The sequence below is a fragment of the Stenotrophomonas sp. DDT-1 genome, from assembly GCF_001580555.1.
Classification (GTDB): Bacteria; Pseudomonadota; Gammaproteobacteria; order Xanthomonadales; family Xanthomonadaceae; genus Stenotrophomonas; species Stenotrophomonas sepilia.
Genome location: NZ_LEKR01000031.1, coordinates 1 through 24,031 on the forward strand (window position 1 = coordinate 1; position 24,031 = coordinate 24,031).

18 protein-coding genes and 1 pseudogene are annotated in these 24,031 nt (G+C 68.3%); 14 read left to right on the top strand and 5 right to left on the bottom strand.

The annotated features are described in order from the left end of the window. Nucleotides 1-414 precede the first annotated feature (414 nt). The 9 genes from AB839_RS14485 to AB839_RS14525 are packed head-to-tail and all read left to right on the top strand — an operon-like array spanning nucleotide 415 to nucleotide 12,765. Nucleotides 415-2,046 (top strand): TldD/PmbA family protein, encoded by a 1,632-nt coding sequence (locus AB839_RS14485; protein ID WP_061479899.1) that lies wholly within the window; start codon nucleotides 415-417, stop codon nucleotides 2,044-2,046. Nucleotides 2,047-2,076: 30 nt separating this feature from the next. After that, the gene (locus AB839_RS14490; RefSeq protein WP_061479900.1) at nucleotides 2,077-3,711 is read left to right on the top strand and encodes a TldD/PmbA family protein; all 1,635 of its coding nucleotides are present in this window, start codon (nucleotides 2,077-2,079) and stop codon (nucleotides 3,709-3,711) included. 20 nt (nucleotides 3,712-3,731) lie between these two features. Beyond that, a complete protein-coding gene (locus AB839_RS14495; RefSeq protein WP_061479901.1) occupies nucleotides 3,732-5,066 on the top strand; it encodes a TldD/PmbA family protein in 1,335 nt (444 codons plus the stop codon). Further along, nucleotides 5,066-5,773: a DUF4159 domain-containing protein gene (locus tag AB839_RS14500; protein ID WP_061479902.1), complete on the top strand. Its 708-nt coding sequence runs from the start codon at nucleotides 5,066-5,068 to the stop codon at nucleotides 5,771-5,773. Before AB839_RS14495 ends, AB839_RS14500 begins: the two co-directional genes overlap by 1 nt. 16 nt (nucleotides 5,774-5,789) lie before the next feature. Then, a complete protein-coding gene (locus AB839_RS14505) occupies nucleotides 5,790-6,773 on the top strand; it encodes a MoxR family ATPase (RefSeq protein ID WP_061479903.1) in 984 nt (327 codons plus the stop codon). A gap of 7 nt (nucleotides 6,774-6,780) precedes the next feature. Continuing rightward, a complete protein-coding gene (locus AB839_RS14510) occupies nucleotides 6,781-7,677 on the top strand; it encodes a DUF58 domain-containing protein (RefSeq protein ID WP_061479904.1) in 897 nt (298 codons plus the stop codon). Further along, nucleotides 7,674-8,795, top strand: a complete 1,122-nt coding sequence (locus AB839_RS14515; RefSeq protein WP_061479905.1) for a BatA domain-containing protein — start codon at nucleotides 7,674-7,676, stop codon at nucleotides 8,793-8,795. The genes AB839_RS14510 and AB839_RS14515 overlap by 4 nt, the downstream gene beginning before the upstream one ends. After that, nucleotides 8,792-10,960: a hypothetical protein gene (locus AB839_RS14520; RefSeq protein ID WP_061479906.1), complete on the top strand. Its 2,169-nt coding sequence runs from the start codon at nucleotides 8,792-8,794 to the stop codon at nucleotides 10,958-10,960. The genes AB839_RS14515 and AB839_RS14520 overlap by 4 nt, the downstream gene beginning before the upstream one ends. Continuing rightward, a complete protein-coding gene (locus AB839_RS14525; RefSeq protein ID WP_061479907.1) occupies nucleotides 10,957-12,765 on the top strand; it encodes a hypothetical protein in 1,809 nt (602 codons plus the stop codon). Before AB839_RS14520 ends, AB839_RS14525 begins: the two co-directional genes overlap by 4 nt. Before the next feature lie 99 nt (nucleotides 12,766-12,864). Here AB839_RS14525 and AB839_RS14530 read toward each other — a convergent pair whose 3' ends face one another. Both AB839_RS14530 and AB839_RS14535 read right to left on the bottom strand, forming a co-directional pair. Further along, nucleotides 12,865-13,539 (bottom strand): hypothetical protein, encoded by a 675-nt coding sequence (locus tag AB839_RS14530; protein ID WP_061479908.1) that lies wholly within the window; start codon nucleotides 13,537-13,539, stop codon nucleotides 12,865-12,867. 40 nt (nucleotides 13,540-13,579) lie between these two features. Beyond that, a complete protein-coding gene (locus AB839_RS14535) occupies nucleotides 13,580-14,098 on the bottom strand; it encodes a hypothetical protein (protein WP_061479909.1) in 519 nt (172 codons plus the stop codon). 212 nt (nucleotides 14,099-14,310) lie between these two features. Between AB839_RS14535 and AB839_RS14540 the strand changes: the two genes are divergently transcribed. After that, nucleotides 14,311-16,800, top strand: coding sequence for a DEAD/DEAH box helicase (locus AB839_RS14540; RefSeq protein ID WP_061479910.1), 2,490 nt, complete (start codon nucleotides 14,311-14,313; stop codon nucleotides 16,798-16,800). Between the two features lie 125 nt (nucleotides 16,801-16,925). Continuing rightward, nucleotides 16,926-17,834 (top strand): annotated as a pseudogene (locus AB839_RS14545) (ribonuclease H-like domain-containing protein); the annotation flags it as partial. Between the two features lie 27 nt (nucleotides 17,835-17,861). On the opposite strand, the gene AB839_RS14550 reads toward AB839_RS14545, so the two are convergent. Continuing rightward, nucleotides 17,862-18,413 (bottom strand): hypothetical protein, encoded by a 552-nt coding sequence (locus tag AB839_RS14550; protein ID WP_134969465.1) that lies wholly within the window; start codon nucleotides 18,411-18,413, stop codon nucleotides 17,862-17,864. A gap of 184 nt (nucleotides 18,414-18,597) precedes the next feature. Here AB839_RS14550 and AB839_RS14555 point away from each other — a divergent pair, with 184 nt between their 5' ends. Both AB839_RS14555 and AB839_RS14560 read left to right on the top strand, forming a co-directional pair. Beyond that, complete coding sequence (locus tag AB839_RS14555; protein ID WP_005421020.1) at nucleotides 18,598-18,921, top strand: I78 family peptidase inhibitor; 324 nt, start codon at nucleotides 18,598-18,600, stop codon at nucleotides 18,919-18,921. A 470-nt stretch (nucleotides 18,922-19,391) separates the two neighbouring features. Beyond that, on the top strand, nucleotides 19,392-20,288 hold the full coding sequence (locus tag AB839_RS14560) for an SGNH/GDSL hydrolase family protein (RefSeq protein ID WP_197467685.1): 897 nt from the start codon (nucleotides 19,392-19,394) through the stop codon (nucleotides 20,286-20,288). Between the two features lie 67 nt (nucleotides 20,289-20,355). On the opposite strand, the gene AB839_RS14565 is transcribed toward AB839_RS14560, so the two are convergent. Both AB839_RS14565 and AB839_RS14570 read right to left on the bottom strand, forming a co-directional pair. Further along, nucleotides 20,356-22,356 (bottom strand): M56 family metallopeptidase, encoded by a 2,001-nt coding sequence (locus tag AB839_RS14565; RefSeq protein WP_061479913.1) that lies wholly within the window; start codon nucleotides 22,354-22,356, stop codon nucleotides 20,356-20,358. 3 nt (nucleotides 22,357-22,359) lie between these two features. Further along, nucleotides 22,360-22,746: a BlaI/MecI/CopY family transcriptional regulator gene (locus AB839_RS14570; protein ID WP_061479914.1), complete on the bottom strand. Its 387-nt coding sequence runs from the start codon at nucleotides 22,744-22,746 to the stop codon at nucleotides 22,360-22,362. 190 nt (nucleotides 22,747-22,936) lie between these two features. On the opposite strand from AB839_RS14570, the gene AB839_RS14575 reads away from it, so the two are divergent. Beyond that, on the top strand, nucleotides 22,937-24,004 hold the full coding sequence (locus AB839_RS14575) for a serine hydrolase domain-containing protein (RefSeq protein ID WP_061479915.1): 1,068 nt from the start codon (nucleotides 22,937-22,939) through the stop codon (nucleotides 24,002-24,004). Nucleotides 24,005-24,031: the final 27 nt, after the last annotated feature.

Sequence of the window (24,031 nt, forward strand, 5' to 3'; positions counted from 1 at the left end):
CAGATCCGTTTTCCTGTGGAAAACGGATCTGACCCCGGATTCATTTCGATACCTGACAGATGTGTCGACCAAGGTCGACACCTACCAACAGCCGCAGGAATCTGTCAGAGGTGGGGCGGTGTCGGATTGCGGGGTGTCAGCCGCATGGATGCGGCTGCCAAGCCTCCATGGACGGATTCACGGCGTCCCCGCAATCCGACACCGCCCCGCCCACCCACGGAATGCCGCTCTGGCTCTGGCTCTGGCTTTGGCCGTTGCCGTTGCATTGAGCAGGTGCAGGGCTGCAAGCCCTGCCGAAACCCTCCCCAACCATGACTGCAGTCACTTGCCCGGTTGCGCCGCGCTGGCGAAAGTCGAGGAGTTGACGTGATCGGTCCGGCGCGTTGCCGACCGCAAGCGAGAGAGAGAAACGCTGTGCAACGACGTGAGTTCCTGGCTTTTTCCGGCCTGGGCCTGGCCGGCCTGCTGCTGCCGCATTCCCGTGCCATCGCCGCCGAGCAGCTGCTGGCGCCGGTCGATACCGCCCAGCGCCGGCGCTTGGCCGAGGTCGCGCTGGCCACCGCACGCTCGGCCAAGGCGAGCTACTGCGATGTGCGCATCGGCCGCTACCTCAACCAGTCGGTGATCACCCGCGAGCACCAGGTCGGCAATGTGACCAACCGAGAATCGTCCGGCGTGGGTGTGCGGGTGATCGTCAACGGTGCCTGGGGCTTTGCTGCCACCCATCAGCAGACCGAGGCCGCCGTGCGCGCAGCGGTCGAGCAGGCCGCAGCAATCGCCCGCGCCAACGCCAGCATCCAGACCCGCCCGGTGCAACTGGCACCCACGCCGTCCGTCGGTGAAGTGCGCTGGCAGACGCCCATCCGCAGGAACGCGATGGCGGTGCCGATCCAGGACAAGGTCGAGCTGCTGCTGGCGCTCAATGCCGCTGCGCTGGATGCGGGCGCCGACTACATCAATTCCACCCTGTTCCTGGTCAACGAACAGAAGTACTTCGCCTCCAGCGACGGCTCGTTCATCGACCAGGACATCCACCGCATCTGGTTGCCGTTCACCGCCACCGCCATCGACAAGGCCAGCGGCAAATTCCGCACCCGCGCCGGCCTGTCCTCGCCGATGGGCATGGGCTATGAGTTCCTCGATGGCGATGCGCGCGGCAAGGTGCAGCTGCCCGGCGGCATCACTGCCTACCGCGATTCCTACGACCCGGTCGAGGACGCCATTGCGGCCGCCCGCCACGCGCGCGAGAAACTGAAGGCGCCATCGGTGAAGCCCGGCAAGTACGACCTGGTGCTGGACCCGTCCAATCTGTTCCTGACCATCCACGAGAACGTCGGCCACCCGCTGGAGCTGGACCGCGTGCTCGGCTACGAGGCCAACTACGCTGGTACCAGCTTCGCCACGCTGGACAAGCGCGATGCCGGCTTCCGCTGGGGCAGCGACATCGTCACCTTCTTCGCCGACAAGACCCAGCCCGGCAGCCTCGGTGCGGTCGGCTACGACGACGAGGGCGTGAAGACCCAGCGCTGGGACCTGGTGCGCGACGGCATCCTGGTCGACTACCAGGCCACCCGCGATGAAGCCCACATCCTCGGCCGCGATGCATCGCATGGCTGCAGCTATGCCGATTCCTGGTCCAGCGTGCAGTTCCAGCGCATGGCCAATGTCTCGCTGGCGCCGGGCAAGCAACCGCTCAGCGTCGAGGACATGATCAAGGACGTGGAGAACGGCATCTACATCCACGGCCGCGGTTCGTATTCGATCGATCAGCAGCGTTACAACGCGCAGTTCGGCGGCCAGCTGTACTACCAGATCAAGGACGGAAAGATCGCCGGCATGGTCGAGGATGCGGCCTACCAGATCCGCACCCCGGAATTCTGGAATGCCTGCACCGCCATCTGCGATGAACGCGACTTCCGCCTGGGCGGTTCGTTCTTCGATGGCAAGGGCCAGCCGGGCCAGGTGTCGGCGGTCTCGCACGGTTCATCCACCACCCGCTTCAACGGCATCAACATCATCAACACCGCGCGCAGTCTCGGCGCTTGAGCCACCCATCCTTCGACATGGAGAGCAGCCTTGCAAAGACGTGACTTCCTGGCCCTGACCGGGCTTACCGCGGGCGGGCTGATCGTGCCCTCCTTCTTCGGCAAGGTGATCGCCGCCGAGCAGCTGCAGAGCACGCTGGACCTGGGGCTGAAGAAGCGCCTGGCCGATGCGGCGCTGGCTGCCGCCCGCCAGGCCGGTGCCACCTACTGCGACGTGCGCATCGGCCGCTACCTGCGGCAGTTCGTGATCACCCGCGAGGACAAGGTGCAGAACGTGGTGAACACCGAGTCCACCGGCGTCGGCATCCGCGTGATCGTCAATGGTGCGTGGGGCTTTGCCGCCACCAACGCGCTGGGCACCGCCGACGTGGCCAAGGCAGCGCAGCAGGCGGCCGCGATCGCCAAGGCCAATGCCGGCGTGCAGACCGCGCCGGTGCAGCTGGCCAAGGCGCCGGGCGTGGGTGAGGTGAGCTGGCGCACGCCGATCCGCAAGAATGCGATGGAGGTGCCGATCAAGGACAAGGTCGGCCTGCTGCTGGACGTCAACGCCGCCGCAATGGGCGCCGGTGCCAGCTTCGTCAACTCGATGCTGTTCCTGGTCAACGAGCAGAAGTACTTCGCCTCCACCGACGGTTCCTACATCGACCAGGACGTGCATCGCATCTGGGCGCCGATGACGGTCACCGCCATCGACAAGGCCAGCGGCAAGTTCCGCACCCGTTCGGGCCTGTCCTCGCCGATGGGCCTGGGCTACGAGTACCTGGACGGCGCCGCCGCGGGCAAGGTGGTCAGCCCCAATGGCGTGGTCAACTACAGTTCTTCCTACGACATGAAGGAAGACGCCATCGCCGCCGCCCGGCAGGCGCAGGAAAAGCTGAAGGCACCGTCGGTGAAGCCGGGCAAGTACGACCTGGTGCTCGATCCGTCGCACACCTGGCTGACCATCCACGAGTCGATCGGCCACCCGCTGGAACTGGACCGCGTGCTCGGCTACGAAGCCAACTACGCCGGCACCAGCTTCGCCACCCTGGACAAGCGCGAACAGCGTTTCCAGTACGGCAGCGAGCTGGTCAACATCTTCGCCGACAAGACCCAGCCGGGCAGCCTCGGCGCCGTGGCGTACGACGACGAAGGCGTGAAGTGCAAGCGCTGGGACCTGATCAGCAACGGCAAGCTGGTGGACTACCAGACCATCCGCGACCAGGCGCACATCCTCGGCAAGACCGAGTCCGACGGCTGCTGCTATGCCGACTCGTGGTCCAGCGTTCAGTTCCAGCGCATGGCCAACGTGTCGATGGCACCGGGCAAGAAGCCGCTGAGCGTGCCGGACCTGATCAAGGACGTGGAGAACGGCATCTACATCATCGGTGACGGTTCGTTCTCGATCGACCAGCAGCGCTACAACGCGCAGTTCGGCGGCCAGCTGTTCTACGAGATCAAGAACGGCCAGATCACCCGCATGCTGGAAGACGTGGCCTACCAGATCCGCACGCCGGAATTCTGGAACGCCTGTACCGCCGTGGCCGACGAGCGTGACTACCGCCTGGGCGGTTCGTTCTTCGACGGCAAGGGCCAGCCGGGCCAGGTCTCGGCGGTCTCGCACGGCTCGTCCACCGCGCGCTTCAACGGCATCAACGTCATCAACACCGCACGCAGCCTCGGCTGACCGGTCAGGAGCCCTTACACATGAGTATCTTCACCGAAGCCCAGGCCAAGGCCATCCTCGACAAGGTCATCGCCCTGTCCAAGGCCGACGAGTGCACCGCCGTGCTGGCCGGTGCGATCAGCGGCAACATCCGTTTCGCGCTGAACAATGTCTCCACCAGCGGCATCGTCGACAACACCGAGCTGGCGGTCACCGTCGCCTTCGGCAAGCGCGTCGGCACCGCCTCGATCAACGAGTTCGACGACGCCGCGCTGGAACGCGTGGTACGCCGTGCCGAAGACCTGGCCCGCCTGGCCCCGGAGAACCCGGAGTTCATGCCGGCCATCGGCAAGCAGAGCTACCGCGCCAGCCCGACCTTCAGCGAATCCACCGCCGCGATCGATCCGGCCTTCCGTGCCAAGGTCGCTGCCGATTCGATCGCCCCGTGCCGCGGCCACGGCCTGGTCGCCGCCGGCTTCCTGGAGGACGGCCAGGGCTTCCAGGCCACCGCCAACAGCAACGGCAACTTCGCTTACCAGCGCACCACCAACTTCGATTACACCTGCACTGTGCGCACCGAAGATGGCCGCGGTTCGGGCTGGGTCGGCCGCAACCTGAAGGACGCGGCGGACTTCAAGGCTGACCAGGACATCCGCATCGCCATGCGCAAGGCCACCGAATCGGCCGAAGCCAAGGCACTGGAACCGGGCAAGTACACGGTCATCCTGGAACCGGCCGCAGCGGCAGGCCTGATCAGCTTCATGATGAACTTCTTCAGTGCACGCTCGGCCGATGAAGGCCGCAGCTTCCTGTCGAAGAAGGGCGGCGGCAACAAGCTGGGCGAGCAGGTCTACGACCCGCGCGTGACCATGATCGCCGACCCGTGGCATCCGGATGCACCGGTGCTGCCGTGGGACAACGAAGGGCTGCCGCGCGAACGCATGGCCATCATCGAGAACGGCAGGATCGCCAATCTGGACTACTCGCGCTTCTGGGCGCAGAAGCAGGGCAAGACCGCCAAGGCCTCGCCGGGCAACCTGCTGATGAGCGGTGGCGACAAGAGCACCGCCGAGCTGGTGCGCGGCACCCAGAAGGGCATCCTGGTCACGCGTACCTGGTACATCCGCATGGTCGATCCGCAGACCGTGCTGCTGACCGGCCTGACCCGCGACGGCACCTTCTACATCGAGAACGGCCAGATCAAGCATCCGGTGAAGAACTTCCGCTTCAACGAGTCGCCGGTGATCATGCTCAACAACATCGAAGAGCTGGGCAAGCCGGTGCGTGTGGCCGGTGATGAATCCAGCTACGTGATGATGATCCCGCCGATGAAGCTGCGCGATTTCACCTTCACCTCGCTGTCCGACGCGGTCTGATGGATCGCCGGGCCTGCCTGCGCTGGTTGGCCGCTGCCGCTTCGGCGGCGGCGCTGCCGGCCTGGGCACAGGCAGGCCCGCGCAGTTCGCGCTATGACTTCTGGTTCACCCGCCTGCAGTACGACTCCGGTGACTGGGACGTGGACGCGCGCATGCCATCCAACCTGATCACCTCGCTGATCGACTACACATCGCTGCGCGTGGACCCGCAGGAACACGTGGTGGCCCTGGCCGACCCGCGCATGCTGGAAGCGCCGTTCTGCTACCTGGCCGGGCACACGCTGGTGGAGTTCAACGCCGCCGAACGGCAGAACTTCGTGCGCTACGTGCGCAATGGCGGCTTCGTCTTCGTCGACGACTGCAACCATGACATTGACGGCCTGTTCGCCACCTCGTTCGAGGCACAGATGGGCCGGCTGTTCGGCCCGAAGGCATTGCAGAAACTGCCCAACAGCCACGCGCTGTACCGCAGTTTCTTCCGCTTCCCGGACGGTCCGCCCGCCACCAGCTTCGAACTCAACGGCTGGGGCGACGACCTGGTGCACGACTATCTGAAAGGCATCGAGGTCGAGGGTCGGCTGGGCCTGCTCTACAGCAACAAGGACTACGGCTGCGAGTGGGACTACGACTGGCGCAACAAGCGCTTCCTGGCCGAAGACAACACCCGCTTTGGCGTCAACATCGTGATGTACGCGTTGAACAATTGACAGGACCTGCACGCCCATGAACTCCCCCGACCTCGATTCCCTGCTGCCGCGCCTGGATGAACTGCGCGCCGCGCTTGCACGCGCGGTGGTGGGCCAGCACACGGTGGTCGAGCAGCTGTTGATCGGCCTGCTGGCCGGTGGCCACTGCCTGCTGGAAGGTGCGCCCGGGCTCGGCAAGACCCTGCTGGTGCGCTCACTCGGCCAGGCATTGGAACTGCAGTTCCGGCGCGTGCAGTTCACCCCCGACCTGATGCCCAGCGACATCCTCGGCACCGAGCTGCTGGAGGAAGACCATGGCACCGGCCATCGCCATTTCCGCTTCCAGCAGGGCCCGATCTTCACCCACCTGCTGCTGGCCGACGAGCTCAACCGTACCCCGCCCAAGACCCAGGCCGCACTGCTGGAGGCAATGCAGGAACGCACCGTCAGCTACGCCGGCACCACCTACGCGTTGCCCGCGCCGTTCTTCGTGCTGGCCACGCAGAACCCGATCGAGCAGGCCGGCACCTACCCGCTGCCCGAAGCGCAGCTGGACCGCTTCCTGCTGCATGTGCTGGTGGATTACCCCAGCGAAGACGAGGAACGGCGGATCCTGGAACAGACCACCGGCGGTGCCACCGACGCGGTGCCGAAGGTGATGGATGCCGAGGCGGTGATCGCCCTGCAGGCGGCCGTGCGGCAGGTGCATGTCAGCCCCGACGTGCTGGCCTGGATCACCCGCCTGGTGCGCGCGAGCCGGCCAGGCGAAGGCGCGCCGGCGGCGATCAACCAATGGGTGAAGTGGGGCGCCGGTCCGCGCGCCGGGCAGTCGCTGGTGCTCGCGGCAAAAGCGCGCGCCTTGCTGCAGGGCCGCTTCGCCGCCACCCGCGAGGACGTGCAGGCGCTGGCCGCGCCGGTGATGCGCCATCGCCTGCTGCTGTCGTTCGCCGCCGAGGCCGAGCAGAAGCGTGCCGACGACGTGGTCGCCGCCCTTCTGCAGGCCGTGCCGTTCCCGGGTTGATCCACGCGTGAACGCCGGTATCCCGCTGACCTTGCCACCGGAACTGCGTGCGCGCCTGCGCCTGCTGCGGCTGCGGCCGCGCCTGGCCAGCGGTGCCAGTGGCATCGGCCAGCACGCCAGCCGCAGCCGCGGTGCCGGCCTCGAGTTCGCCCAGTACCGGGCCTACGAACCGGGCGACGAGCTGCGCCAGATCGACTGGAAGCTGTACGCGCGTTCGGACCGCTTCTTCGTGCGCGAATCCGAACGGGAAAGCCCGATCACGGTCTGGCTGTTGCTCGATGCCACCGCCTCGGCCGGCCAGGCCGATCGCGCGGCACCGCAGCGCACGCGCCTGGATCACATGCGCGGCGTGGCCGCCTGCGTGGTGGAACTGGCGCTGCAGCAGGGCGACCGTTTCGGCCTGCTGGCGATCAATGGCGATGGACTGCAACTGGTGCCCGCAGCGAACGGTGCGCGCCAGCGCGATCGCGTGCACCTGCAGCTGCATGCCCTGCAGGCGCGCGGCGGCTGGCCTGCGGCCGATCGCCTGCGTCCCCTGTGGGAGCGCGTACGCCCGGGCGACCTGCTGCTGGCAGTTGGCGATGGCTTCGACGAAGCTGGCATCGTGTTGCTGGAACAGCTGGCCGGCGCACGCCGCGAAGTAGCGCTGCTGCAGATCCTCACCGCCGACGAGCGCGATTTCCCGTTCGACGCCGGCCATCGCTTCCGCGATCCGGAAACGGGCGAGGAACTGCTGGGCGATGGCGCGGCGATCCGCGCCGATTACCTGCAGCGCTTCGCCGACGCACGCAACGCATTGCAGTCGCGCCTGCAGGCCAGCGGCATCGCCAGTGCCACCGGCTGGCTCGACCAGCCGCTGGATCATCCACTGCAGGTGCTGTTCGGTCGTGGGGGCGGTGCATGACCCTGCTGTTCCCGTTGGGCCTGGCCGCGCTCGCTGCAGGGTTGCTGCCGCTGCTGATTCATCTGGCCCGGCGCCATCCGTACACGCCGCTGGATTTCGCCGCGCTGCGCTGGCTGCGCGCACAGATCCGCCCGCGCCAGCGCATCCGTTTCGATGACTGGCCGTTGCTGCTGGTGCGCCTGTTGCTGCTGGCTGCATTGGCCATGCTGCTGGCGCGCCCTGCGTTGGTCGGCCCTGCCCCGGTCCCCACTGCCTGGACGGTAGTGGCTCCCGGACTGGACGCGACCGCACTGCGCGGCACCGCCGAAGCGGGCAACTGGCACTGGCTGGCACCCGGCTTCCCCGCTATCGACCACCCACCACCTGCGTCCAGCGCATCGCTGCCCAGCCTGCTGCGCGAGTTGGACGCACAGCTGCCCGCGGGCACCGCGTTGACCGTGCACGTTCCCGATCCCCTGCCCGGTCTGGACGGCACCCGCCTGCAGCTGTCGCGCGAAGTGCAGTGGCGGCCGCAACCGATACCGGCCACTCCGCAACCGAGTGCCGCGACGGTGCCGCGTCTGCGCGTGCACAGCGATGCGCCGGCAGCCGCCCAGCACTGGGTGAACGCACTGCAGCGCGCGTGGGGCATGCAGGCGCCGCTCGCTCCTCTGTCGGCCGATGCCCTGCCCGAACGCGACGAGATCGGCGTATGGAGCCGCAGCGATGCACTGCCGGCGAGCTGGCAGGCATGGCTGCGCCACGGCGGTCGTGCAGTGAGCGCCGGCAAGCCTGCTGGCGACGCCGGCATCCTGCTGCGCAACGCCGACGGCTCACCAGTGCTGTGGCAACAGCGCATCGGCCACGGCGTCCTGCTGTCACTACCCGGCGACTGGGATGCCTCAGGCAACGCTGCGCTGCGCGACCCGCAGTTGCCGCGTGCCCTGCTGCTGGCGCTGCAACCGCCAGCGTCACCGCGCCTCGGCGATGCACAGGACCAGGCACCACGCCGGGCCGCGCTGCCCGCCATAGCGCCCCCAGCGCGTGAGCCAACCACGTGGTTGCTGCTGGCCATCGTGCTGCTGTTCGCGCTGGAGCGCTGGATGGCCAGCAGTCGCCGGCGCAGGGTGGCCGCATGAACACCCTGCAGCACGCCTGGCAACGCGCACGGCGTCGCCGTGCACTCGTTACCCTGCTGCTGGGCCTGCCGTGGGCGCTGGCCGCGACGACGCTGGCGCTGCGCCTGGCGGGCTTCGATATCGCCTGCCTGGTCGGCACGGTCAGCGCGCTCGCCTGCGCAGCGCTCGCCACGGCACATGCCCGCCAGCTGGACCCACAGTGGGTGCAGCGCCAGCTCGATGCCAGCGGTGCCAGCGAGGACAGTGCCGACCTGCTGTTTGCCGATGCCGCCATGCTCAATCCGCTGCAGCAGCGCCAGCGCGCGCATGTGCTGGCCACGCTGGAGCGCTCGACACCGGACCTGCGTCAGCGCTGGCCGCGCAGGGCGTTGGCCCTGAGCTGGGTCGCAGGCCTGGCGATCACTGCGCTGGCATTCGGCTGGCCACGTTCCGGCCCCGGCTCCGCGCCGGCCCGCACATCGGCGCCTGTCAGCACGGCTGCCGCCGGCCCGCTGCACCTTCAGTCCACCCGCCTGCGGATCGACGCACCGGCCTATACCGGCCAGGCCACGCGCACCCAGAACGCGCTGGATGCCAAGGTCGCCGCGGACAGCCGGCTGTCGTGGTCGTTGCGCTTCGATCGCGCGCCGGACAAGGCATGGCTGCAGTTCCACGACGGCCGCCGGCTGCCGCTGAGCGAGCAGGATGGGCAGTGGCTGGCGCAGGATGTGGCGCGCGTGCCTGTGCTGTACCGCGTGGTGAGCGAACCTGCACTGGCCCAGACCCGCCTGCATCGCCTGGATGTGGTCGCTGATCGTGCGCCCAGCGTGCGCGTGCTGGAGCCCGCCGCGACCCTGGTGCTGGGCACGCCCGGGCAACGCCAGTGGTCGTTGCGCTTCGAAGCCAGCGATGACTACGCCGTGGCCACGCAGGCAACGCTGTCGATCACCATTACTCAGGGCAGCGGCGAGAACATCACCTTCGTTCGCCGCAGTGTCGGCCTCACCGGCAGCGGCGAAGCGACTGCACGGCGTTTCGCGCACAGCCTCGACCTGGCTGCGCTGGGCGCGCAGCCAGGCAGCGATGTCATCGCCCAGCTGGAAGTACGCGACAACCACGCGCCAACACCGCAGGCCGGGCGCAGCAGCAGCGTGATCCTGCGCCTGCCCAGCGCCGAGGTTGCACGCGGTGCCGAACTGGAAGGCCGCATCAAGAAGACGCTGCCGGCCTACTTCCGCAGCCAGCGGCAGATCATCATCGATGCCGAAGCGCTGATCCGGCAGCGACGCAGCCTGGCCGCCGAGGACTTCGTGAAGCGCAGCGATGCGATCGGTGTCGACCAGCGCATCCTGCGTCTGCGCTACGGCCAGTTCCTGGGTGAGGAAAGCGAAGGCGCACCGAAGCCGCCGCCGACCAGCGACCTGCCCACCAGCGATGCGCCAGCTGCAGGCAGCCACGACGACGAGCACGAGCACGACCATGGCGCCGAGGCCGGGGCACACAATGAGCATGGCCACGATCACGGCGGCAAGCCGGCCAATGCCGATGCCCCACCGGTGTTCGGCAGCGCCACCGATGTGCTCTCCGAATACGGCCACACCCATGACCATGCCGAGGCCGCGACCCTGCTCGACCCGCAGACCCGGGCCACGCTGAAGGCCGCGCTGGACCAGATGTGGTCGGCCGAAGGCGAGCTGCGCCAGGGCCGTCCGGAGCAGGCACTGCCGTTCGCCTACAAGGCACTGGCGTTCATCAAGCAGGTGCAGCAGGCCGAACGCATCTATCTGGCGCGGGTGGGACCGGAGCTGCCGCCGATCGATGAAGGCCGTCGCCTCGGCGGCGATCGCACCGGACTGGCCAGTCGCGAACTGCCGCTGGCCGCACGAGCGCCGCCCGACCCGGCCATCATCGAAGCCTGGCAGCGCCTCGGTGACGACACCAGTGTGCCCGACCTCGACGCACTCGCTGCCTGGCAGCAGCGCAATGCCGCCTACCTGCCCGATGCCCTTGATCTGGCTGCCGCCATCGAGCAGCTGCGCATCGAGCCCGGTTGCCGCGACTGCCGCCTGCGCCTGCGCGCTCAGTTGTGGCGGGCGCTGCAGCGTCCACTGCCGCAGGCGATGCGGCGCAGTGCCGCCGATGCGATGGGCCAGCGCTACCTGGACGCGCTGGAGGCGCAGCCATGAACCCCTCCGGCCTGAACCTGTGGATCGCCCTGGCACTCGCTGTGATCGTGGCGATCGCCAGCGTTCGCCAGTCGCACGGCAACACCACGCACCGTGGCCGCCGCTGGGGGGTGATCGGGCTGCAGGTCATCGTCGCCACGCTGCTGTATTTCTGCCTGGTGCCGCCCACCCGCCAGCAACCCGCAGGCGGGCTGGTTGTGCTCGGAATCGATGCCAGCAGGGCCGGCGCGTTCCCGGCCAGCGAAGGTCCGCTGTGGCTGTTGCCGGAAGCTGCCGATGTGCCCGGCGCAAAGCGCGTACCCGACCTGGCCACCGCGCTGCGGCAGCATCCGGCCTCCACGCTCACCCTGGTCGGTGCCGGCCTGGTCGCACGCGATCGCGATGCGGTACTGCCACGCGACATACGTTGGCAGCCGGCAGCACCGCCGCGCGGCTGGGTCGCCTTGCAGCCACCGGCCGACGCCGCGCCCGGCGCACGCTTCGAGGTACAGGCACAGGCGCGTGGCGTTGCCAGGGCAAAGGCGGAACTGCTCGACCCGGCCGGCAGCGTGGTCGATCGCGCGGATGTTGCCGACGATGGCCACGTTCAGTTGAGTGGCATCACCCGCGCCGAAGGCCGCAGCGTGTTCCAGCTGCGCCTGCTCGATGCCGACGGCCATGTGGTGGACAACGTGCCGGTGCCGCAGCAGACCCTGCCGGCGGCGCCGTTGCGCCTGCAGGTACGCGCCAGCGCGCCGGGCCCCGAACTGAAGTACCTGCGCCGCTGGGCAGCCGATGCCGGCATCCGCGTGCAGGTGCAGGCCGATACCGGTGCCGGCCTGAGCGTCGGCGACGGCGCCTTGCCGCTGGACGCGGCGTCGCTGGCGCGCAGCGATCTGCTGCTGCTGGACGAGCGCAGCCTGGCGGCATTGAATGCCGCCCAGCTGGCCGCTGTGCGGCAGGCGCTGCGCGAAGGACTGGGCGTGCTGGTACGCAGTGCGGGCGCGCCTTCGGCCAGCGCGCGCCAGCGCCTGCACGATCTGGGCCTGCCGCTGCGGGGTGATGGCAGCAGCCAGGTCCTCGAACTTCCCGGCGACGGCGAGAGCGCGGTCCTCGCCGCACGACGTGGCCCGCTCGCCGCGGGTAAGCTGCCGACCGGCTACGGCGAAGAGGCAGACCGCAGTTCGCACGACGCCGCGCTGCCCACACTGGAAGCACTGGCGCTGCAGGCACCTGGCAGCAACGCGCTGCTGCACGATCGCACCGGCAAGGCTGTCGGTGGCTGGCGCGCTACCGGCAAAGGCCGCATCGGCCTGCTGCCCATCACCGACAGTTGGCGCTGGGTGCTGGCCGGCCGCGATGACCGCCACGGCGAACTGTGGAGCGGCGTGGTTGCCACGCTGGCGCGGGCGCAGGGCAGCGCTGAGGCGCTGTGGTCGCCACAGCCGATCAGCTGGGCGGGCGAACGGCAGGCGCTGTGCGGCGTGCAGGCGCCGCTGCAGGCCTTCAACGCACGCGGCGAAGGCACGCCGCTGATCGTCGATGGCGCGACGTCAGACCTGCGTTGCGCGGGCTGGTGGCCGCGCGAGGCGGGTTGGCAGCGCCTGCAGCACGGTGACGCTACCGTCTGGCGCTATGCATTCGACCCGAAGGACGCGCCCGCGCTGCATCGGCAGGCAATGATCGATGCAACCACGCGAGCGCTGGCGGGCAGCTCCCCGGCAACCGCGTCGGTGATGCCACCCGTGCCGGGATCGCGCTGGCCGTGGTGGCTGGCGTTCGTGCTGTGCGCATCGCTGCTGTGGTGGTTGGAGCGGCGGCGCTGACCGCGACGATGGGATCGCGGGCGGCATCCACGCATGGCGTGGATCTACTGGCCGGTTGCCCTGATGGACGCCAACCTTGGCTGGCGTCTTTCGGCGGGGTCAACGCGTTCCCGCGCGCCGGTACACGCCATTGAAGCGCACGTTCATGCCACCGCATTCGCTGTTGTCGGCCACGATCAGCACCTCACCCAGCGAGTGCACACGCACCCGGCAAGTATCCTCGGCGAACTCGACATCGGCACCCTGCGGTGTGGCACGCGCTTCCACCTGGCCCAGGTTCGGCCCGTACGGGCGCTGTTCCGGCGTGGGGTTGGCGGAGGGCCAGTAGGCGTCGCCATCCACATGCAGTTGTCCACCCTGCACGGTGATGCGCAGGCCGTTGTCGCCATCTTTCCAGTGGCCCGTCCAGTCCTGCAGCGTGGGCACGGCCACCGGCAACGGCTGCAGCTTGCTGCGGTCGACCCAGCCGGCGCTGCCGCCCACCTTGTTCGGGAAGAACGCGCAGCGGTAACGGCCCAGGTCGCGACCGGTCACCACCGTATCGCCGTTGACCACATAGCTGCGCTGGCGGCAGGCCGGTTCGCCCTTGGCGGGGCAGCCCTCCATGTCGCCGAGCAGGTACAGGCGCGGGGCGTCGACCACCCGCGCCAGTGCGAACCCGCTCTGCTCGGAGGGGAATGCGCCGTTGCGGCAGGCGCCGCCATCGGCGATATCGGACGCGAAGGCGGAGGCCGGCAGCAACGCGGCCAGCAGGCAGATCGAACGCAGGGACATGACAGCATTACCGGTGGGGGAGCCCGCAGGATATACCGGCCTACTTCACTGGCGCTGTGTCGCCGGCATCCTGCTCCTGTGAGAACCGCAGCGCGCGCTGCTGCTGTTCGGCACTGAGCTCTGGGGGTGGCCGCGCCACGGCCGCCTGGATCTGGTCGGGACCGCCGGTGAGTTTGTTGATGCCTTTGGCTGCCGCCAGCACACCCTTGACCACGCCCATCATGATGTAGCCACCGCCCATGCTGACCTGCTCCGGCGATGGTGGTTCGCTCCAGTCGCGGCTGAAGCGGTTATCGCCGAACTTCACCGGGTTCTTGAAGCGGTACAGGTCCAGCGGCTCGTCATCGGGCTTGAGCGCACGCACTTCGCCGAGGGTGGTGACGTTGTCCTGCGGCAAGGTGGTGGAGATCGGTGCGGTCGGGGCAGGCGGCGCATCTTCAGGGGGAACGGGTGCAGGATCGGGCACCGCCACCGGCGCAGCCTGTTGCGCCTGTACGATGCCGGTCAGCAGCATGCCGGCCAGGAGTGCTCCCTGCGTTCCACGTCGTGCCACAGCCATCCACCCTGTTGGTTGCGTCCAGCGCCCAAGGATACGGATGCCGGCTTCAGATTTCGTTGCTGCACCGGCAGCTGTTCAGCCAAGGGAGATGCGGCGACGCCACGGGACGCGAGCACTGAACGGTTCACGCCCGCCGTGTGCGGTGTCTCACATCCTGAGACATGGATGTGGTGCCATGTGACCCCTCGCAATCCGTCCCCGCTTCCTCTTCCATGGCCTACGAACTCGCCAAGCGCACCGCCGATGCCGAGCAGAAGCTCGCCACCCGCGATGGCCTGCCCGCCCGCGACGGCGCGCTGCTCAGCGCGCGCCTGCAGCGCCGCTACCAGGACCGCATCACCGGCAGCTTCGCCATTCCCGGCCGCGAAGGCCGCTACGCGCCCGTTCCCGACTCGGTACCACCGGCGCTGGCCGCAGCACTGAAGGCACGTGGCATCGAGCAGCTCTACAGCCACCAGGCCGAAGCCTGGGAGGCCAGCCAGCGCGGCGAGCACGTGGCCATCGTCACCCCCACCGCCAGCGGCAAGTCGCTGTGCTACACCCTGCCGGTGGTCAGCGCGGCCATGCAGGACAAGGCCAAGGCGCTGTACCTGTTCCCGACCAAAGCACTGGCCCAGGACCAGGTGGCCGAGCTGCTGGAACTCAATCGTGCCGGCGATCTCGGCGTCAAGGCCTTCACCTTCGACGGCGACACCCCCGGCGATGCGCGCCAGGCGATCCGCCTGCATGGCGACATCGTGGTGTCCAACCCGGACATGCTGCACCAGGCCATCCTGCCGCATCACACCAAGTGGGCACAGTTCTTCGAGAACCTGCGCTACATCGTCATCGACGAAGTACACACCTACCGCGGCGTGTTCGGCAGCCACGTCACCAACGTGCTGCGCCGGCTCAAGCGCATCTGCGCGTTCTATGGCGTGCAACCGCAGTTCATCCTGTGCTCGGCCACCATCGGCAACCCGCAGGCGCATGCCGAGGCGTTGATCGAGGCACCGGTCACCGCCGTCACCGAATCCGGCGCGCCCACCGGGCCGAAGCAGGTGCTGCTGTGGAACCCGCCGGTGATCAACCCCGACCTGGGCCTGCGTGCCTCGGCGCGCTCGCAGAGCAACCGCATCGCGCGCATCGCGATCAAGTCCGGGCTGAAGACCCTGGTGTTCGCGCAGACCCGGTTGATGGTCGAGGTGCTGACCAAGTACCTGAAGGACATCTTCGACCACGACCCGCGCAAGCCGCCGCGCATCCGCGCCTACCGCGGCGGTTATCTGCCCACCGAACGCCGCGAGACCGAGCGCGCGATGCGCGCCGGCAACATCGACGGCATCGTCAGCACCTCGGCGCTGGAACTGGGCGTGGATATCGGCAGCCTGGACGTGGTCATCCTCAATGGCTACCCCGGCAGCGTGGCCGCCACCTGGCAGCGTTTCGGCCGTGCCGGTCGCCGCCAGCAACCCGCACTCGGCGTGATGGTGGCCAGTTCGCAGCCGCTGGACCAGTACGTGGTGCGGCATCCGGACTTCTTCGCCGAAGCCTCGCCCGAACATGCGCGCATTGCGCCAGACCAGCCGCTGATCCTGTTCGACCACATTCGCTGCGCGGCCTTTGAACTGCCGTTCCGGGTCGGCGATGGCTTCGGCCCGATCGACCCGGAAGTGTTCCTGGAAGCGCTGGCCGAAACCGAAGTCATCCACCGCGAAGGCGAGCGCTGGGAATGGATTGCCGACAGCTATCCGGCCAACGCGGTCAGCCTGCGCGCGGTGGCCGATGGCAACTTCGTGGTGGTCGACCGCAGCGACGGCCGCCAGCAGATCATCGCCGAGGTCGATTACTCCGCCGCCGCGCTCACGCTGTATGAAGGCGCCATCCACATGGTGCAGTCCACGCCCTACCAGGTGGAGACGCTCGACTGGGAGGGCCGCAAGGCCTACGTCACCCGCACGCATGTGGATTACTACACCGACAGCATCGATTTCACCAAGCTCAAGGTGCTGGACCGCTTCGATGGTCGCGTGGCCGGGCGCGGTGATTCGCACCATGGCGAAGTGCACGTGGTGCGGCGCGTGGCCGGCTACAAGAAGATCCGCTACTACACCCACGAGAACATCGGCTACGGCCCGGTGAACCTGCCCGACCAGGAACTGCACACCACCGCAGTGTGGTGGCAGCTGCCGCAGGCACTGCTGCTGCGCGCGTTCGCCAGCAGGCAGGATGCGCTCGATGGCTTCCTCGGTGCGGCGTATGCGCTGCACATCGTCGCCACCGTGGCGGTGATGGCCGATGCGCGCGACCTGCAGAAGTCGGTCGGTAACGGCGATGGCTCCTGGTTTGCGATCGCCGACCAGAGCGGCCGTGGCCAGTTGCGCGGCAGCGAGGGTGATCCTGGGGTTGTCGAACTGCTGCAGGAATTCGTGCCCACGGTGTATCTGTATGACAACTTCCCCGGTGGCGTCGGCCTCAGCGAGCCGTTGTGGCAGCGTCAGGCCGAACTGGTGCAGCGTGCGCGTGAACTGGTGCAACGCTGCGACTGCAAGGCCGGCTGCCCGGCCTGTGTCGGCCCGGTGCTGGCCGCGCAGGAAGAGGATGAGACCTCGCCGCGCGCACTGGCACTGCGCGTGCTCGACCTGTTCGATGCCGAAGCGTGCCAGCACGTACCGGATGTGGGGGTGACCCCGCGCGAGCCGATGGAGCTGCTGGCACCGTGAGCCTGAGCCTGGACAAGCTGCGCCTGCTGCGCAGGCAGGCCGGCGACCCGAAGGCAAGCACACCGGCCGTGCCGGACGTGCCCCCTGCGCCACCGGCACCCGTGGCCGCCAACGATGCGCGGCAACCACCGGCCGAGCGTTCGGTGTTCGCCTGGGTCGAGCAGGAGATCCGCCACAAGCCGACCGGCGCTGCGGCACCTGCCACGGCGCCACCCGCACTGCGTCGGCCCGAAGTGGGCAGCCTGCATCGCCTGCTCGGCCTGCGCACGCGCGGCGGCCCCGCTCCTGCTCGCGCCAGCGCACAGGACCGTCAGTTGCCAGGTGAGGAGATCGCACCGGGCCTGTTCCTGATCGAATCGCTGCAGCCGCAGGCGATCCCGGCACAACCGCTGTCGCTTGATTTCGCCCGTCGCGACGGCGAGCACGTGACTGCACGCGATCTGCTGTTCTTCGACACCGAGACCACCGGCCTGGCCGGCGGCACCGGCACCCGCGCCTTCATGATCGGCGCGGCCGATTGGCATGTGTGCCCGCAGCGTGGCGAAGGCCTGCGCATCCGCCAGTTGCTGATGGCCACGATGGCCGCCGAGGACGCGATGCTGGCCACCTTCGCCGGCTGGCTGCAACCGTCCACCGTGTTCTGCAGCTACAACGGCCGCAGCTATGACGCACCGCTGCTGAAAGCGCGTTACCGGCTTGCCCGGCAACGCGACCCGATCAGCGCGCTGGACCATGTCGACCTGCTCTACCCCACCCGCCGCCGCTATCGCGGCACGTGGGAGAACTGCAAGCTGTCCACCATCGAACGCCAGCTGCTGCGCGTGGTGCGCGAGGACGATCTGCCGGGCTCGGAGGCACCCGGTGCGTGGTTGCGCTTCCTGCGCGGCGGCGACGCGGTGAACCTGCGCCGGGTGGCCGACCACAATCACCAGGACGTGGTGACCCTGGCCCTGCTGCTGCAGCGGCTGATCCGCGAAGAACAGCGTGAGCGCGAAACGCTGGCTCTGGTCGCCAGGCAGGACGACTCGCGTTGACCGCAGCGCCCCGCTTTTCCCCGCGATTCACGCAGTCAAGAACTTCCGCAGTCGTCCAGCAAACGCACTGGGCGCGGGCACGTCGCTGCTGGACGAATCGACAGCGGCGGCCTTGATGCGCTCGGCAATGGCGAAGTGATCCAAGGTCGCTTCCAGGTTTGCGGCCCGTTCGTCTACGGCGATCAGCAGCCGTTCCAGGTCCTGCTGTGGGTCAGCATGGAACCAGTCGACGGTGAACTTCAGGGTCTGGCCAAACTGCTGCTCCAGGGGGGGCAACGCCAGGCTGCGCAACTGCATCAGCGCTCCACTGCGCGCAGCGTCACGCACCCACCACGACAGAAACTCCAGCGCCAGCAAGCCTGCCGGGCCGCCGTCCAGTTCAAACTCGATCCCAATCAGCACCTCATGCGACAGAGCACCTTCGCTACGCCGCAATACGGCCAGCGGTAGATCCGCGTAGGGCAACAGCGACAATTCGTCTACGGCCAGCTCCGACAAATCCTGCTTGGTCACAGAAGCGGTGCGCACGCCTGGAATGGACGAAACCGCATTGATCAGGCGTTGAACGCGCTCAACCATCGGACATGCGCCTTGAGTTGACTGGGTGCAAGACACTAACCGCTGCCCGCACAGGCATCAATCCGCTGCTCTTCGACGACTTCACACACTGTGGCGCTTGCCAGGCACGGATTCAGGCCGCGTTGACACCACAGAGACGCGCAGCGGCGACACTGCCCGCTGTCCCTTCACCGGAGCCGTGCCCATGCGCCCTACCACCCTGTTGCTGCTGGCCAGCATCCTGCCGCTCGCGGCCTGCAGCCATGCCGATGCCAACGGCACCGCCGATACCGGCAGCCTGCCGGCCAAAGTCTCCGATGGCCCGCACGAATGCCGCCCCGAGGCGCTGGAGGCGTTCACCGGCAAAACCGCCGACGAAGCCACGATCAAGAAACTGGTGGCTGACAGCGGCGCGCGCGGTGCACGGGTAGTCAAACCCGGCATGGCGGTGACCATGGACTTCCGCCAGGACCGCGTGACCGTGCAGGTGGATGCGCAGAACCGCATCGAGCGCGCCAGCTGCGGTTGATGTTCCTTACCGATCCCGCTGGCACCGGGTATCCACCCGCGCCAGCGGGATAAGGTTCCAGCCACACTGCAAGGAGTGCTGTATGCCGAGGTTCCGCAACAGGAAACCGTATCGACGGTGGTTGGGCTGTCTGTTCGCCACTCTGCTGTGCGTGGCCCCCGCCCCCCCCGCTGGCGGCACATGAGGGCCGGCCCCCATGGTCCGCCACCTGGTTCGCCGCCCAGCAGGACTACGGCGTTACCTTTCCGGACAACATCGTTCCCCCGCCCCCACCCGTCACCTTGACCGACCAGACCGTACGCATGACCGTACGTCTTTCGCGCGGCGGAGAAACACTGCGCGTTCGCTTCTCCAACCGGTTCGGCAAGGCCCCGGTCACATTGGAGGACCTCCGTATTGCGCCAAGCATGGGCGCCGATGGTGTCGTCCTCCACAAGCAGCGCTCATTGCGTTTCAGTGGTGCAGCACGCTTGACGCTCGCCCCCGGCGAAGAGCGCTGGAGTGATCGGATCAACCTGCATGTGGCTGACCAGACGGAGCTGTCCGTCAGCCTGTACGTCATGGCACCGACGCCGGTGGTCACCACGCATTCGGTCGGCCTGCAGACCAACTACCGCGCGCCCGGCAACCAGGTCGGCGCGGCCCTGCTGCGCTCCGCCGACCCCATGCGGGCCTATTATTGGCTGGACGCCATTGACGTTGCCGGAAACCCGCCATCGGCGGTACCAGCAGCTGGCGGCAATCCGGTGGTCATGGTCGCCTTCGGTGACTCGATCACCGATGGTGCCGGCTCTACAGTGGATCGCAATTTCCGCTGGCCCAACCTGCTCGATGACCGTGTCCGCAGTGCAGGCCTGCGCAAGGTCAGCGTGGTCAATGGCGGCATTGCCGGCAATCGCTGGCTGCATGATGGAGTCGGGCCAGCAGGCGTGTCGCGCTTCGGGCACGATGTGCTGGCGGTGTCCGGTGCCAGCCATGCCGTGCTGCTGCTGGGCATCAACGATATCGGCATCGGCCAGCTGCATCCGCCGCAGGCGGTGTCTGCAGCGCAGTTGATCGACGCCCTGCGCACGTCGGTGCAGCAAGCCCGGCAACGTGGGATCAGGGTGATGCTTGGAACGTTGCTGCCCTACGGAGGATCAGGCTACTTCGACGCCGCCGGAGAAACCAAGCGGCAAGCCGTGAACGATTGGATCAGGGCAGCACAGGGCGTCGATGGTGTCATCGACTTCGATCGCATCATGCGCGATCCACAGCGCCCGACCCATCTGCTTCCCAGCTATGACAGCGGGGATCATCTGCATCCCAGTGATGCCGGCTATGCAGCGATGGCGGACGCGTTCCCGATACGCTGGCTGCAGCACTGATTGCCCCAGGGTAGTGCCGGCCGCTGGCCGGCACCCCACATTGCCGGCCAGCGGCCGGCACTACCGATCAGAGTCGCTCGGCCTTGCCGCTGGCCAGTGCGCGCGCGATCACCTGCTGCGCCTGCTGCGACGCCTGGGCATGCACGCGGGCCTGGCGCTCGCCCAACGCTGACTGCTGGCTGCCCAGCGCTGCCTGGCGGCTGGCCAGTTCAGACTGCTGGCTGGCCAGGCGCTGCATGTCACGAGTGCGGCCGGACTGCGCGGCCTCGCTGCGGGCTTCCTGCATCGCACGGCGTGCCTCGGCGGCGGCCTCGCGTGCAGCCTCACGCGCAACGGCCACGTCGCTGGTTGCACCGCGCGCTGCCTTCGCCGCTTCCGCCGCCGCCTCACGGTTGATGTCGTGGGCGGCCATCGCGCTACGCGCTACCTCGGCGGCGGCCAGTGCGATGCGGCGCGATTCCTCGCCCTGCAGGCGGCCCATTTCACCCATCTGCCTGCCGAGTTCACCCTGCTGGCGACCCAGCACGCTTTGCTGCCGGCCCAGTTCGCTCTGCTGGCGGCCCAGCTCTACGGCACCGCTGTAGGCACGCTGCAGGGTCTGGATCAGCATCGGGTCACGCACCACGTAGCGCTTGTCACCCTGGCGGAACCACAACGCCGGGCCCTTGCCGAGCTGCCTGCGGGCCACCGTCACGTCGTCCATGCCGCCGTTGGCGAAGGTCGAATCACCATCAACCAGAACGAAGGCCTCCCGGGGCGACCTGCCCAGGTCGAGGCGACCGTAGGTGGTGATGGAGGTGGCGGCCGACGTCGCGCCTTCATCGTCTTCGGCCATGCCCGTGGCATCGTCGACATCGGCCACATCGGCATCGTCGGGCCCGGTCGCGTCAGCGGGTTCGGCCGGCGCGGCCGGTGCTGCAGGCGCAGCCGGTGCCGCCGGCACGCCCGCGGCGGATGGCGGTGCGGCCGGAGCCTTGGGAGCCTTCGGCGGTGCTGGCGCCACGACCTTGGGTGCCGCCGGTGGCGCGGGCGGTGCCGGCGGCACCGGCGGCACCGGCGCTGCGACCAGTCGCATCGGCGCCACGCCCACCACCACCACCACAGCAGTCAGCGCCATCGCCAGGATGCGGGGGCAGGCCCGGCGCGGCTGCAGCGAGAGCAGGCGACGCTTGAGGCTGGTGGCATCGGGTGCGGCACTGGCCACGCCCAGGTGCGGCTGCGGTGCCACCCCCAGCTGCAGCAGCAGACGGCCATAGGCCTGGCGGCTGGCAGCGTGCTGGCCCACCACCGCCGCGTCCACCGCTTCTTCGCGCGCTTGTGCATATTCACGCACCGACAGGCGCAGCAGCGGATGGAAGAAGAACAGGTGCTGGGCCAGCGCAGGCAGCAGGCCCCACTGCAGGTCCCGCCGCTGCAGGTGCTGCAGTTCATGGGTCAGGGCCAGGTCCAGTGCGTCGCCCTGCAGGGCGTTGTCGCCTGCCGGCAACAGCAGCACCGGGCGGAACGGACCGACCAGCTGCGGTGCGTCCACCTGCGTGCTCATCCACAACCGCGGCGCAGGCCGCACGCCGTGTGCATCGGAAGCCAGCTGCAGGGCCTGCACCAACGCCTGGTCCTCGCAGGGATAGGCCGCTGCCAGCAGCGCGCGGCAGCGACGCCACTCACCAAAGGTACGCAGCGCCATCAGCAGCACGCCAGATGCCCACAGCGCGGCCAATGCGACGGCCCACCACGCCACTGCCGGTGCGTCCGCTGCAGGCATCGGCATCGCGGCCAGCAACTGTGCCGAGGCCTCCGGGGCCAGCGGGTAGACGATGTCAGCGGCCACGTCGGTCGCGGTCGTCGCCACCGCCTGCGGGGCAGGCAGCCAGGCCAACTGCAACGGCTGGCTCCAGAACAGGCCGAGCACGGCCTGCAGCGAGACCAGCCACCACAGGCGGCAGCGGGTCGCCGCCGACAGCGACGGCAGCGCGCGGCACAGGCCGTACACCAGCGCCACCAGCAGCACGGTCTGCAGGCTGGTCCAGCCCAGGCGTTCCAGCATCGGGATCAGCATCGTGGTGTCCATGACTCAGCCCTCGTGGCGACGCGATTGGAGTTGGGCGACCAGCGCTTCCAGTTCGGCCAGCTCGTTGTCGCTGACCTTCTGCCGCTGCGACAGATAGGCCACGAACGGCGACACCGAGCCCTGCAGGGTGTTGTCGACGAACTGCGCCACGGCACCCTGCAGCACGCTCTCCGGGCCACGGGTGGCCTGGTAGCGGTAGACGCCGTCCTGCTGCTGGCGCTGAAGATACCCCTTCGCCCGCAGGCGCTCCATCATCGTCAGCACGGTGGAACGGGCCAGGCCACGGGGCTCGGCGTAGCCACTGGCGACCTCGCCGACACTGGCCGGCGCATGTTCATCGATGTACTGCAGCAGGGCCAGTTCCTGGTCCCCGATCGTCTTGCCACGCATGACACCACTCCCTTGACTACACGTGTCGTCACTGTCAGCTTGACGACATCTGTAGTCAACCCCCCGGAAGTCATGGGCCGACGAACGGTAGGCACACCGCGCGCTTAAACCTTTGACGCGCCGGCTGCATCCGATCCCCCAGTGCCCACGGGAATTCCGCATGTTCCGCCCAACGCTTCGAGTCGTGCTCATGCTCATCAGTGCCCTGCCCTTCGCCGCCATCTCCGCCAGCCAGGACCAGGCCAACGACCAGACCCGCCGCCTGATCCGCCAGATCATGCTGGAGCAGCGCATTCCCGGGCTGCAGGTTGCCGTGGTCAGGCAAGGGCAGATCGTGCTCTCCGAAGCCTATGGCCTGGCCAATGTCGAAAACGGTGTGCTTGCCTCGCGCGACACCCGCTTCCCCCTCAACTCGGCCACCAAGGCGTTCACCGGCGTGGCTGCCGCACAGCTGGCGCAACAGGGGCAACTGGATCTGGACGCGCCCGCCTCGCGATATCTGGGTGATCTTCCGCCAGCGTGGAGAGACGTACGCGTACACCAGCTGCTGGCGCATACCTCCGGCCTTCCGGACATCCTTGATGCGAACGGGCTGCTGGGCGGAGGTTCCGAAGCACAGGCATGGGCGGCGGTGACAGCTCGACCGCTGGAAGCGGTGCCCGGGCAGCGCTTCGCTTACAACCAGACCAACTACGTACTGCTGGCACGAATCATCGCGAAGCAATCCGGCATGCCCTACGAACGTTTCCTCGCCACCGGCCAGTTCAGCAGCGCGCGCATGGCCCGCACCACCTTCGGCGACAGCTACGACCTGATTCCGGATGCGGCGACGATGTACAGCCTGGCCCCGCGTGCCACCGACGCTGTAGACGCGCCGTCCCGCCTGTCGCATTGGTTCTACGACATACCGCCTTCGCTGTGGGCTGGCGGCGGCATCCTCACCACCGCCGACGACACTGCGCGCTGGCTGGTCGCGCTGACCGAAGGCCGGCTGTTACCGGAGACGGCCCTGCGGCGGATGTGGAGCGCAGAGCGCCTGGCGGATGGCCGTGCCGGCCCGTGGGCGGGTGGCTGGGCGGTACTACGCGCATCGCCCGACCTTCAGGTGGCCGGCATCGGCGGTGCGCGCTCGGCCTTCGTCGTGTATCCCGACCGCGACGTCGCGGTGGTGGTGCTGACCAATCTGGTCGGCGCCAATCCACAGCAGTTCATTCCGCGCATTGCCGATCTCTATGCGCCTGCGGTGACCGTGCCCTGAGGCTGCCGGCCAGCGGCCGGCACTACC

Excerpts from the sequence above, each read along its gene's own strand:
- AB839_RS14495 (WP_061479901.1), top strand. The coding sequence starts at position 3,732 with ATGAGTATCTTCACCGAAGCCCAGGCCAAGGCCATCCTCGACAAGGTC.
- AB839_RS14500 (WP_061479902.1), top strand. The coding sequence starts at position 5,066 with ATGGATCGCCGGGCCTGCCTGCGCTGGTTGGCCGCTGCCGCTTCGGCG.
- AB839_RS14505 (WP_061479903.1), top strand. The coding sequence starts at position 5,790 with ATGAACTCCCCCGACCTCGATTCCCTGCTGCCGCGCCTGGATGAACTG.
- AB839_RS14515 (WP_061479905.1), top strand. The coding sequence starts at position 7,674 with ATGACCCTGCTGTTCCCGTTGGGCCTGGCCGCGCTCGCTGCAGGGTTG.
- AB839_RS14520 (WP_061479906.1), top strand. The coding sequence starts at position 8,792 with ATGAACACCCTGCAGCACGCCTGGCAACGCGCACGGCGTCGCCGTGCA.
- AB839_RS14525 (WP_061479907.1), top strand. The coding sequence starts at position 10,957 with ATGAACCCCTCCGGCCTGAACCTGTGGATCGCCCTGGCACTCGCTGTG.
- AB839_RS14530 (WP_061479908.1), bottom strand. The coding sequence starts at position 13,539 with ATGTCCCTGCGTTCGATCTGCCTGCTGGCCGCGTTGCTGCCGGCCTCC.
- AB839_RS14535 (WP_061479909.1), bottom strand. The coding sequence starts at position 14,098 with ATGGCTGTGGCACGACGTGGAACGCAGGGAGCACTCCTGGCCGGCATG.
- AB839_RS14540 (WP_061479910.1), top strand. The coding sequence starts at position 14,311 with ATGGCCTACGAACTCGCCAAGCGCACCGCCGATGCCGAGCAGAAGCTC.
- AB839_RS14550 (WP_134969465.1), bottom strand. The coding sequence starts at position 18,413 with ATGGTTGAGCGCGTTCAACGCCTGATCAATGCGGTTTCGTCCATTCCA.
- AB839_RS14555 (WP_005421020.1), top strand. The coding sequence starts at position 18,598 with ATGCGCCCTACCACCCTGTTGCTGCTGGCCAGCATCCTGCCGCTCGCG.
- AB839_RS14565 (WP_061479913.1), bottom strand. The coding sequence starts at position 22,356 with ATGGACACCACGATGCTGATCCCGATGCTGGAACGCCTGGGCTGGACC.
- AB839_RS14570 (WP_061479914.1), bottom strand. The coding sequence starts at position 22,746 with ATGCGTGGCAAGACGATCGGGGACCAGGAACTGGCCCTGCTGCAGTAC.
- AB839_RS14575 (WP_061479915.1), top strand. The coding sequence starts at position 22,937 with ATGCTCATCAGTGCCCTGCCCTTCGCCGCCATCTCCGCCAGCCAGGAC.